This window comes from Chryseobacterium piperi (assembly GCF_002285635.2).
Taxonomy (GTDB): Bacteria; Bacteroidota; Bacteroidia; order Flavobacteriales; family Weeksellaceae; genus Chryseobacterium; species Chryseobacterium piperi.
On the sequence record NZ_CP023049.2, the window covers coordinates 2668452 to 2680078 of the forward strand.

Here is an 11627-nt window from a genome sequence, read left to right on the forward strand (position 1 = left end):
TACAAACTATTAATTTGCAGCAGGAGCCATAGTATGCATAGGTTTCTTCATCATTTTTTTATCTTTCATCATCGCCTTTCTCTGCTCCATTTTCGCTTGTCTGTCAGCTTGCCACTTAGTATACTGCTCAGGGGTCAGGATATTTTTCATATCTGCATCCATCTGTGCTCTCTTAGCCTTCATCTGCTCCATCTTTGCTTGCCTGTTACCTTTACTCTTTTCAAAGCTAGCCATCATTTCAGCTCTTCTCTTAGCATGAAGATCTTTGATTTGGGCAACCTGCGTCTGATTTAGATTCAAATCCTTCTGCATCTTTTCCAAATGTTCCTGTTCCTTTTGCTGCATCTTCTGTTGCATCTCTGCTCTTGTAGCTTGTTTCTCTTGAGGAGTAGTCTGTTGTGCCATGGCAAAACTTCCCATTCCTATAAATGCTATTGCTAAAACTAATTTTTTCATGTTTTTAAATCTTTAATTAATTGTTATACATCTTTTTGATTATCAATTAAAAACAATGTTAAATACGATCATTCATAAAAAATGTTAAATTATATTATTAAAAACACAATATTAAATCAAAAAAAAAGGACAGGTCATAAAAACCTGCCCTTCACACCACTTAAATATAATATATGAAAATTAATTATTCGCTAATTTTTGTCTGAATCCGGAATTGCTACGGTTTTCATTTCCGTTGTTATTCTGTTGTCTTGGAGCTAAGTTCTCAGTTCTTTGTTGTCTGAATCCACTATTTCCATTATTCCTGAATCCTCCATTATCTTCTCTGCGAGGTGTCACTTCTCTTCGAACATCACGACTCCCGCTATTTCTAAATCCTTCATTTCTGGGTCTTTCCACATTTCCATTACTTCTGAACCCACCATTATTATTTCTTACCCCATTATTATTGTTTTCAGAATTCCTGAAACCACCTTGATTTCTAAATCCATTATTACTTTGACCTCTGTTATCGGAATTTCTGAACCCTGAATAATTTCTGGTAGAAACCACTCTTAAAGTAGGATTATCCTGACGGCGGAATCTGCTTCTGTCTACTCTGTAAATATTGACATTTACACTTCTATAACGAGGCATTACCCTATATCTTGGAACATAGTATGTTCTTCTGTAATTCTGAAAATAAACTATAGGACTCGATCCATGATAATAATTATTCTGGAACACAACAAACACTCTTGGTCCTAGTATTCTTTGCATAGCATAAAACCTGTCATAATACCATCTGTCCGGGTTATATCTATAGAAATTATTCCATGCTGAAAAACTTGAATATAAATTGTTCAGATATAAAATCTGGTCTATCTGCCAACGGTTTAATCTGTTTTGTGCAAAGAAAGAATTCCAATTGATATTTACGATACTGTTTCTATAATCATTATAATAGCTTTGATAATATCCGGTAGGATAATAATCCTGAGGGTAGTCATAATAGTAATCATCGGGAAAATAATTTTGATCGTCCTGATCATAATATCCATTATTATTTCCATACCCATCATCTCCCCAACCATTATTCGGGTACTGCTGAGCAAACGACAATGTCGCAAAACCCAGTACTAATCCTAAAAATATTTTTTTCATCTGATAATCGTTAATTGGTTAGTATATAGCAGAATATCGCTATTCTTATTCTTTGATATCAATAAAAAAAAGAAGTTAAATCCTTCGATAAAACTTCTTTTAAAATATTATTAATTCATTGATAATCAAATGTTAAATTATTATAAACGACCGCTTCCTCTGACCCAGTCACTTATTTTCTGATTGAAAACCTTCTTTTCTTTTAAATCTTCTAAGTTCAGATGCATTCTGTACCTCCAGTAATGAGGAAAAACAGCTGGATTATTGATTCTCTCATTATCTATTTTTGGATTAACAAGTTCTCTATCGGTTGCCAAAAATTCCTGTATGGGAAACACAGCCAACATGGCGTCATTATAGAGATGCTGTTTCATAATGATTTCCGCTAAATCCTCATTCAGCTCTTCAGGAGCTGACCCGTACTGACCCAATTGCTGATTAAAATACTTCTGAGTGAGAGCTGGATCTTCTTTCCACCATTGCCTTAACGTTGAACTATCATGTGAAGATGCCGTAACAACATTGAGGTAGCTTGCATTTTTAGGATTGTAGAATGGAATATTTTCAGCAGGCATACGCTGAACTTTCAATGCAACAATAGCCAGCTCATCCATCACCACAGGAACACAAGCAGGAACCATTCCTAAATCTTCACCACAGATAAGCATTTTGGTCGCATTCAGAATAACCGGAAGCTTTTCCATTGCTCCTTCATACCAAAGCTGATCCTGTCTTCTGAAGAAATAATCATGGTATAAATCGTAAATCGCTTTTTTCTCCCAGTCTGATAAATAATGATATGAATCCGTACTATACACATTAAACCTCAGATGATAAACTACTTCTCCATTTATCTCTTCCGTTACAAAGAGAACATTCGCGCAGAGTGAAATCAGTTTTTCTTCCAGAGCACCCTGCGGGTTTTTCTTGAAATAATCTGAAAGTTTTCTTTGGGAATCAAATTCCTCTTTAAATGAATAAGTTCCGTCAAAGTTATTATTAAGAAATTCTAATGCCTTACTGCTTTCTTCTCCAAAATAATTCCAGAGAATCTGATCATTGATAAAAGGCTTGCAATACCTGTCAAAATTAAAAGGAATATTCCACGCTTTAAATTCGTCTGCAACGATAGGAACAGCAGGATAAAAATATCCCAGAATACCCTGGGTTGCTGAAATAGGCATTCTCCATATTCTGAAAAAACCTAGAATATGATCGATTCGCATAGCATCAAAATATTGCTCTAGTGCCTTGAACCTGTTTTTCCACCATCTGTAGTCATCCTCTTTCATCGCCTCCCAGTTATAAGTTGGAAACTCCCAATTTTGGCCTAATTCAGTGAATTGATCCGGCGGTGCCCCAGCCTGGAAGTCCATCCCAAATAATTCAGGCTCTGCCCATGCTTCAACAGAATACCGGTAAATACCAATCGGAAGATCCCCTTTAAGAGAAACACCTAAACTATGAGTATAATCAACAGCTTCTTTTAATTGTTTATGAAGTTGGAACTGAATCCACGCATGAAGCATTGAGCTATCATACTCTTTATTTTTTACAGAAAAGAATGGAGAGATTTTTCCAGCAATATATTTTTTATGAGTTTTCCAATCATTAAAATTGGGCGTTTTATACTTATCTCTTAATACACAAAATGCACAATATGGAATGAGCCAGCTATCATTATCTTTTATAAACTTTTTGAAATTTCTATCTTTATAGATCTTATCTTTTTCAAGATTAAAAACGGCTTTCAGATATTTCCATTTCCCAGAAATCATTTTTTCATAATCAATGAGATCCAAAGCATTTAATGCATTTTTTTCTACGCGATACTCTTCAACTAAATCCTTAGGCAATGGATAATCAAGATTTTCAAGTGATAGGTATTGTGGATGCAGAGCGTATACAGAAACTGCAGCATAAGGATAAGAATCTGTCCAGGAATAATTAGCTGTAGTATCATTGATTGGAAGAATCTGAATAATGCCAAGATCAGTCTCTTTCGCCCAATCTGCCAGGAGTTTTATATCCGAAAATTCACCAACACCAAACCCATTTTCACTTCTTAAGGAAAATACGGGAACTGCTACTCCAGCATCGTGGTACATCTGATACAATTTGAACTTAAAATAGTGGTTGGAAACAATTTGTAAAACATCTTGCTGTAGATTCGGTACCGTAAATCTGTTTTCCCCTGTTTCTACGTCAACAACCTTATCTACACTGGTATCATAAAGGCAGTATTTAAATTGTATAAATTCATTTTCCGGGATCTCAACTGATGCTTCCCAAATTCCAAAATCAATCTGAGATAAGTGAATCACTTTTTCATAATCCCAATTCCCTAGCGATGCTGTACTTCCAAAGAGAACCACCTTCCAGTCGGAGTTATAAACCGGAGCCTCTATTCTGAATACATGCGTATGCTTCTTTAAAACTGTTACCTTTTCAGGAACAAATTGATTAAGTTTATGATGTAGAATTTTATTGTTAAGATAATTTTCCGGAAAATTTTTATTGTTCCACTCATCGAAAATTAAAAACTCTTTATAGTTATGAGGAAAATTAAGATGATGGGAAACAAATTCTTCCCTTAAAACAAGTCCTCTTTCATCGACCAACTGATATTGATAAGAAATAATTTTTGAAAAATAATCTACCTCACATTTCCACAAACCATTCTCTGCATAAAGCATTGTATGAGTTTTAGGTGCAGCCCCTTCTTCATTGATCACCACCTGTAAACATTCTCCAATTTTTGCGCTGTAACCTATATTAAAGTATAATTTCATCTTTAATTTTTTATAAAAATACATTTTAATCTCGAAAAACAAAACTTAATGAATGTCAAATATTCATTAAAAAAACCTTCTCAATATACTTGAAAAGGTTTTTATGTTTTGATAATTTGAGGGTATTAATCATTCACAATAATCTTCTTACTCAATATTGCTTTTCCTGAATGGTCAGTAATATTTACTATATAGGTGCCATTTACGAGATTACCTAAGTTTATCTGCTGACTGACACTACCATCTTTTACTGCTAAATTCTGTTTTAACACATTTTTACCTGACATATCCAATATCATTAGAGAAAGATTTCCCTTTATCGTTTTATCATTGCCCATGATATTGATTACCCCATCATCAACTCTTGTCGGGAAAACATCCAGCTTTGATAAGACATTTCCTTTTACTCCCTTATCATTCGCAAAATATTGACTCGCCAAATCATAGATGGGAAGATTCAAATTCCCCGGAAGCTGTTTTGCGATCAGAGTCTTTAAGTCCACTTCATATAAAGGAGCTCCTTTTGCACTGGCAACAACAACCCTTCCGGCAGCATTGACAGCTGAACCATTAACAGAATAATTTTCAGGAATACCAGTAACCTTTCCAACAAACTTCGCTTTGAGTTCTTTTGTCATTACTTTAAAAACATTTCCGGATGCTGAAAACACATAGAAATTATTTTCTGCGTCAGATATCATATCACTATCATATCACCGCCAAAACCCGTTTCCAGAGTAGTGAATGAATTCTTTCCATTGGAAATATCATCTTTTATGATGCCAAGGTCATTAACAACATATTGATTATTTTTTTTGCTGATTTGCAAAAATTGTGTTCCGGCATTATTGATCGCATAGATATTTCCGTCATATCCTGCGGTCATTCTTGTCATGTGCGAATTGATGTCGCAGGAAGTTGCTTTTGCAATATTGTTTTCAATTAAAGTAATGGTTTTAGTCTTAGGGTTTAAGACATAGATATTGGAAGAAAACATAGGCATATAAACCAGGCTGTGATCACGTACATCATAAGCCATTGCTGCCATTGTCGCTGCCTGAGCATGATTGTAAGAATTTCTATCCTCTGTAACAGAACCATTTCTTGACTGTGAAAACACTTTTGCCGAAGCGTCTGCAGTAAGAACAGTTTCACCGGAAGTTCCGTTGATAACATCAATTGCACGGAAATCATTAAAAATAATACTAGGTGTATCCTTTCCTGTAAGTGCAAAAAAATCCTGCTGTGCATAAGCTTCAACACCTATAAGCAGAAAGAATAAAGGGAATAAATGTTTTTTCATAAATATTGGATTTAGATCGTAATAGGTTTATTACTACTAAGTTAATTAATTTTCACATTGAATAATCAAAATCCTATTATTAAATTCATGAAACCTAGAACTCCATTTTTGATGTTTAAAAAATTTTTGCAGCTTGGGCTTTTAACCACAGGCTACTATGATTTACACAAATGTTTATGATTATTTTCACTCTTGCAGATTCGGCAGATTACTGAGTTCTGAATAATCAATTCAAATACAAAAAAATCTCGCAGATTTTAAAGATCCAACAGATAATTTTATTTTAAAAATCTGTGTAATCTGTAAAATCTACGAGAGATTATTATTTAAAAAGTTTGAACTTTATTTTAATTTAAAACATAAGTTGTTCCATCCCTTCCATCTTTTAATTCAATACCTTCAGCAAGCAGCTTATCTCTGATCTGATCTGAAAGATCAAAGTTTTTAGATTTACGGGCCTGATTTCTCAGCTCGATTAAAACCTGTAAAGTCTGATCCAATTTTTCGTTATTATTTTCTTCAATAGCCTGTAATCCCAGCACCTCAAAAATAAAAGCATTTAAAAGTGACTTTAACTCTTCTAAATCTTTTGTTGAGATGGTTTCTTTACCATCATTTAAAGCAAAAATAAACTTCACAGCCTCAAATAAATGAGCAATTAAAATCGGAGAGTTAAAATCGTCCGTTAAGGCATCATAACATTTTGCCTTCCAATCCTGAAGGTTAAAGTCTGATTTTTTATCATCGTTTGGCGTGATAGAATTCAAGATCTTCACAGCTTCCATTAATCTGAGAAAGCCTTTTTCACTTGCAATCATAGCATCATTGGAAATATCCAACACGCTTCTGTAATGAGCCTGTAGGAAGCAAAAACGCACAATAGTCGGATGAAACGGTTTCTCGAAAAAATCATTTTCGCCTGTTACCAACTGCATTGGCAAAATATAATTTCCGGTTGATTTACTCATACGCTGACCGTTCATAGTCAACATATTGGCATGCATCCAATAATTTACAGGTTCTGTATCATTGCAAGCTTTTCCCTGAGCAATTTCACACTCGTGGTGTGGGAATTTTAAATCCATTCCTCCTCCATGAATATCAAACTTTTCGCCCAGATATTTAGTACTCATTGCTGTACACTCCAGATGCCATCCGGGAAAACCTTCTCCCCAAGGCGAATTCCAACGCATGATATGAGCCGGGGAAGCTTTTTTCCATAAGGCAAAATCCTGTGGATTCTTCTTTTCTCCCTGTCCATCCAAATCACGGGTATTCGCAAAAAGTTCTTCTATATTACGTTTTGAAAGTTCTCCGTAATTCAATCCTCTTTTGTTGTATTCAAGAACATCAAAATATACAGAACCATTACTTTCATAAGCAAAACCTCTTTCAATGAGCTTTTGAGTTAATTCAATTTGTTCAACAATATGTCCTGTCGCTGTAGGTTCAATATTGGGAGGCAGTAAATTAAACAGGTCCAAAACCTTATGGAAGTCAACTGTATATTTCTGTACGATTTCCATGGGTTCCAGTTTTTCAAGACGAGTCTGTTTTACAAACCTGTCATTTTCAACATTTCCATCATCTGTAAGGTGACCTGCATCAGTGATATTTCTCACATATCGTACCTTATATCCCAAATGCATTAGGGTACGGTAGATAAAGTCGAAAGAAAGGAAGGTTCTTACATTTCCCAAATGTACATTACTGTATACTGTAGGGCCACAAACGTACATTCCTACATTTCCTTCTAAGATGGGCTTAAATATTTCTTTTTCCGCTGTAAGCGAGTTATATATTTTTAATTGCATTGATGTTAAATTAAAAAATTTAATGATTAAAAGATTCAAAAATTAGTTAAAAAATTTTATCCCAACAAATAATGGTCATGATGAAAATCGTATATGAAGCTTTTTTAAATTTTATCATAAGTAAATTACTTTTAAATACTTCCAGATTACCCCAATGTCGTATGAGTTCCCACATAATGCAAGAATTCCTGTCTTGTAATTGGATTCGTTCTGAAAATACCACTCAATTCAGCCGTAATCGTAGAACTTGCGGTATCTTTGATCCCTCTGCAGTTGACACAAAGATGCTTCGCATCAATGATACATGCAACATCTTTTGTTCCCAAAGCTTCTTTCAAAGCATTTACAATCTGCATGGTCAGCCTTTCCTGTACCTGAGGTCTTTTGGCATAATAATCAACAATCCTGTTAATCTTTGAAAGCCCAATCACCTCACCATTCGAAATATAGGCAACATGTGCTTTTCCAATAATCGGTAAAAAGTGATGCTCACAAAATGAATATACTGTGATATCTTTTTCTACCAACATTTGTCGGTATTTATACTTATTAGAAAAGGTAGAAATTCCCGGCTTATTCTCAGGGAGTAACCCTCCGAAAATTTCATTGACGTACATCTTTGCAACACGCTTAGGAGAATCCTTTAATGAATCATCGGTCATATCCATTCCCAATGTTTCCATAATCTCCCCAAAAAGCTGAGTAATCTTTTCTATTTTTTCCTGTGGCGATTTATCAAAAGCATCTTCCCTTATAGGCGTATGTTCTTTTCCTGTGAAAATATCATCGTCGTTATCAGTAAAATCAACCATTTTTATTTAATTTGCAACAAAAATACGGATAATATCTATTCGTTTATTTCAATTGAAACTAAAAACATTATCTTTCACCCCCTATTTTTATAAATTTTATGGTTATTGTTGAAGAAGTACAGAATGAAAAACAGAAAAAGGAATTTTTAGATTTCCCTACCCAACTTTACCAACACGACAAAAATTTTATCAGACCTTTGGATAAAGACATCGAAGAGGTATTTGATCCTGCTAAAAATAAAGTTTTTAAAAATGGGGAATGCACCCGGTTCCTATTTAAAAATAAAAAAAGAGAGATTGTCGGAAAAGTAGCTGTTTTTGTAAATAAGCTTTATCATCAGGATCAACCTACAGGAGGGTTTGGTTTTTTTGATTGTATACAAGATCAGCCGACTGCTAATTTCATTTTTGATCATTGTAAAAAATGGCTTCAGGAAAGAGGAATGGAAGCTATGGACGGACCCATTAATTTCGGGGAAAGAGACAAATTCTGGGGCCTGCTTATCGAGGGATACTCTTCTCCCCTGTATGGAATGAATTACAATCCTTCTTATTATAAAGAGCTTTTTGAGAATTATGGTTTCCAGATATATTTTGAACAACTCTGTTTTTCAAGACCCATTTTCGCAGAAGTTTCCAGAGTCTTTACTGTGATGCATGCCAAGCATAAAAGAAATCCTGCAATTTCTGCCCAACCCATGAAAAAAAATAACCTCCCAAAGTTTGCTAAAGATTTTACCGAGGTTTACAATAAAGCATGGGCAACACACGGTGAAGGAAAACGAATGGAGGAGGCAAAAGTTCTGAAAATGTTCAATACCATGAAGCCTATCATCAATGAACACATTTCATGGTTCGTCTATGAAAATGAAAATCCTATCGCCATGTGGATGAATATTCCGGATCTGAATCAGTGGGTTAAATACCTCAACGGAAAATTAGGCTGTATTGGAAAATTGAAATTTTTATGGTACAAAACGTTCAAGAAGAATGAAAAAATGGTTGGGTTGGTTTTTGGCGTTGTTCCTGAATGGCAGAAAAAAGGTATTGACGGCTACATGATCTGGGAAGGTACCCAACACCTGAGAAAGCATACCGATTTCAAAGTTACTGAACTCCAATGGATTGGTGACTTCAATCCTAAAATGATCAAAATTGCAGAAAATCTTGATACTACTGTCACAAGAAAGTTAGCCACTTACAGGTATTTGTTTGATAGGGATAAGACTTTTGAAAGGCATCCTATGCTTTAATCACTGGTATAACACTTTTAATTTTAAAGAATACCGATTGAATACTCTCCATAGTTATTTGGGGAAATAAACCACGTATTTACGACTCCTTACATCACAAATAGTCTGACCCTATTAGAATATTTTCAAATAAATTGAAAATTTAGATTATTTTTTTTCTTTACTTTTTCATCAAAATCACAAATACAGCTCAGAAAATCAATTTATTACATCTTTTAATTCTACTTACAGTGAACATTTGATATGTTTGTAAAAACACAAATAAAATTTGATCACTGTATGAAAAAATAATTATTCTCTATACATTTTACATCCCGTAACACATTATATATTTTTCAATGTAAGAAAAATGTATTCTTGATGACTTCCAGATTTATTCTTTCATTTTTAAAAGAATCCTGATTCAAAGTTTCAGAAGTGTCTATTAAACACTATAACTAAAAACATATTCAGACTTGGTGAATATTCTATCATAATAAAAAATAAACCTAATAATGAAAAAAATTTTACTCACTGGTATTATTCTATCCACTCATCTAAGTTTTGCCCAACAGGCAGCCAATTTAACGGTCCATGATACTAGAAATACTAATGACTTACCTTCTGCATATACAAGAGAGCTTAAAATTGAGTTTAAAAGAAGAAATGCCATTGATGTCCCGGGAATTGGTAATCATTCAAGTACATTAACAATTGCTCCGTGGGCCAGGACTGATAATTCTGGAAATAAGAATCATCAACTCAACTTTAATGATGGAGGTATCTTCTACAGAAATGCTTTCCCCACTGACAACCAATGGGGGAATTGGGGCAAGCTTCTTATGGAATCAAGTGAGGGAACAGTAGCCATTGGGGGGCCAACAGATCCTAAGATTTCTTTTAAAAACTATGGCAGGGCCCAATTTTATACCAATGTTAATAGTGATGCCATTCAGGTAAGGAGTATGGTTCAAAATGTCAGTTCAGGAATGGATATGATGTGGCTTGTTTATGATCATTATCAACCTAATGATGTGGGATTACTTACTCTTTCTTCTCCCCATTCACAAGGCGATTGGGCAAAGCCCGTATTCACGGTACGAGCAAATGGTAAAGTCCTTATTGGAACTTCATGGAATAATACAGCGCTTTCCACTTGTAATGACTGTAATGAGTATCGATTGTTTGTCAAAGACGGAATAAAAACAGAAAAAGTAAAAATCGAAGTCCCTTCTACCAACGGATGGGCAGATTATGTTTTCAAAAAAGGATACCAACTCAAATCATTAGAAGAAGTAGAACAACATATTGAAGAAAAAGGACATTTGCCTAATATTCCTTCTGCAGAAGAAGTCGTAAAGAATGGAATCAATGTAGCAGAAATGGACGCAAAACTTCTGGAAAAGATTGAAGAGCTAACTCTTTATTCGATCGAACAAAATAAACAACTAAAATCCCAATCTGAAAAAATAGAGAAATTAGAAACGCAATTGGAATCTCTTCTTTCAGAAAAAACTAAATAAAACACAATGAAACCCGATAGGGTTACATCTGTCAGATAACAACAATAAAAAATATCCAGATGAAAAGAAAATTACTTTCTCTATCCTCATTATTAATAGGATTCTTTGGTTTTTCTCAAACCGTAGTTTATTTCAAATATGATGAAGCTGGAAATCAACGATACAGGGGTCCTAATATCAATGCTAAAAAAGCTCCGGAAGAACTAAAAAAGGAAGCTCAACCTGAAACTCAGGAGAAACCAGTTGCTTCTATACAACAGAATACAGCGATGGATGAAAAAACATTCTGGAAACAAGTCAGACTCTACCCTGTTCCGGTTAATGATTTTCTTACCATAGACTGGACTGACGAAGCAAATGAATTGATAGAATCTGTTTCGCTTTACCAGCATAGTACGGTCCACTGGAAATTTCAGCAGCAAAACATTCCAAGCTTAAATAAACAATTAAAAATCAATATGTCTGGTTTTGAATGGGGTGTTTATGTTCTTCGTTTCACCTTGAAGGACGGAAGGATATTCAGCAGAAATATTACGAAGAGATAGCAGATGT

At 34.5% G+C, this 11627-nt stretch carries 10 protein-coding genes; 3 read left to right on the forward strand and 7 right to left on the reverse strand.

The window, feature by feature from the left end:
• Positions 1-9: 9 nt before the first annotated feature.
• From CJF12_RS11650 to folE, 7 genes are all read right to left on the reverse strand, one after another.
• A complete protein-coding gene (locus CJF12_RS11650) occupies positions 10-456 on the reverse strand; it encodes a hypothetical protein (RefSeq protein WP_034685587.1) in 447 nt (148 codons plus the stop codon).
• Between the two features lie 180 nt (positions 457-636).
• Positions 637-1599, reverse strand: coding sequence for a hypothetical protein (locus CJF12_RS11655; protein WP_034685585.1), 963 nt, complete (start codon positions 1597-1599; stop codon positions 637-639).
• 140 nt (positions 1600-1739) lie between these two features.
• Positions 1740-4391, reverse strand: coding sequence for a 4-alpha-glucanotransferase (locus tag CJF12_RS11660; protein WP_034685607.1), 2652 nt, complete (start codon positions 4389-4391; stop codon positions 1740-1742).
• Positions 4392-4516: 125 nt separating this feature from the next.
• The gene (locus CJF12_RS20210; RefSeq protein WP_228379101.1) at positions 4517-5092 is read right to left on the reverse strand and encodes a T9SS type A sorting domain-containing protein; all 576 of its coding nucleotides are present in this window, start codon (positions 5090-5092) and stop codon (positions 4517-4519) included.
• Positions 5089-5694, reverse strand: a complete 606-nt coding sequence (locus CJF12_RS20215; RefSeq protein ID WP_228379100.1) for a hypothetical protein — start codon at positions 5692-5694, stop codon at positions 5089-5091. The genes CJF12_RS20210 and CJF12_RS20215 overlap by 4 nt, the downstream gene beginning before the upstream one ends.
• 347 nt (positions 5695-6041) lie before the next feature.
• Positions 6042-7508, reverse strand: coding sequence for a cysteine--tRNA ligase (gene cysS, locus CJF12_RS11670; protein WP_034685582.1), 1467 nt, complete (start codon positions 7506-7508; stop codon positions 6042-6044).
• Positions 7509-7654: 146 nt separating this feature from the next.
• Positions 7655-8320 (reverse strand): GTP cyclohydrolase I FolE, encoded by a 666-nt coding sequence (gene folE / locus CJF12_RS11675; RefSeq protein ID WP_034685581.1) that lies wholly within the window; start codon positions 8318-8320, stop codon positions 7655-7657.
• 98 nt (positions 8321-8418) lie between these two features.
• On the opposite strand from folE, the gene CJF12_RS11680 reads away from it, so the two are divergent.
• The 3 genes from CJF12_RS11680 to CJF12_RS11690 all read left to right on the forward strand — a co-directional run bounded on the left by CJF12_RS11680 (position 8419) and on the right by CJF12_RS11690 (position 11620).
• The gene (locus tag CJF12_RS11680; RefSeq protein WP_034685580.1) at positions 8419-9573 is read left to right on the forward strand and encodes a hypothetical protein; all 1155 of its coding nucleotides are present in this window, start codon (positions 8419-8421) and stop codon (positions 9571-9573) included.
• Between the two features lie 494 nt (positions 9574-10067).
• Entirely contained in the window at positions 10068-11075 is a 1008-nt protein-coding gene (locus CJF12_RS11685; RefSeq protein WP_051887321.1) for a hypothetical protein, read from the forward strand.
• Between the two features lie 59 nt (positions 11076-11134).
• Complete coding sequence (locus CJF12_RS11690) at positions 11135-11620, forward strand: T9SS type A sorting domain-containing protein (protein ID WP_034685579.1); 486 nt, start codon at positions 11135-11137, stop codon at positions 11618-11620.
• Positions 11621-11627: the final 7 nt, after the last annotated feature.

Excerpts from the sequence above, each read along its gene's own strand:
- folE (WP_034685581.1), bottom strand. The coding sequence starts at position 8,320 with ATGGTTGATTTTACTGATAACGACGATGATATTTTCACAGGAAAAGAA.
- CJF12_RS20215 (WP_228379100.1), bottom strand. The coding sequence starts at position 5,694 with ATGAAAAAACATTTATTCCCTTTATTCTTTCTGCTTATAGGTGTTGAA.
- CJF12_RS11685 (WP_051887321.1), top strand. The coding sequence starts at position 10,068 with ATGAAAAAAATTTTACTCACTGGTATTATTCTATCCACTCATCTAAGT.
- CJF12_RS20210 (WP_228379101.1), bottom strand. The coding sequence starts at position 5,092 with ATGATATCTGACGCAGAAAATAATTTCTATGTGTTTTCAGCATCCGGA.
- CJF12_RS11690 (WP_034685579.1), top strand. The coding sequence starts at position 11,135 with ATGAAAAGAAAATTACTTTCTCTATCCTCATTATTAATAGGATTCTTT.
- cysS (WP_034685582.1), bottom strand. The coding sequence starts at position 7,508 with ATGCAATTAAAAATATATAACTCGCTTACAGCGGAAAAAGAAATATTT.
- CJF12_RS11680 (WP_034685580.1), top strand. The coding sequence starts at position 8,419 with ATGGTTATTGTTGAAGAAGTACAGAATGAAAAACAGAAAAAGGAATTT.
- CJF12_RS11655 (WP_034685585.1), bottom strand. The coding sequence starts at position 1,599 with ATGAAAAAAATATTTTTAGGATTAGTACTGGGTTTTGCGACATTGTCG.
- CJF12_RS11660 (WP_034685607.1), bottom strand. The coding sequence starts at position 4,391 with ATGAAATTATACTTTAATATAGGTTACAGCGCAAAAATTGGAGAATGT.
- CJF12_RS11650 (WP_034685587.1), bottom strand. The coding sequence starts at position 456 with ATGAAAAAATTAGTTTTAGCAATAGCATTTATAGGAATGGGAAGTTTT.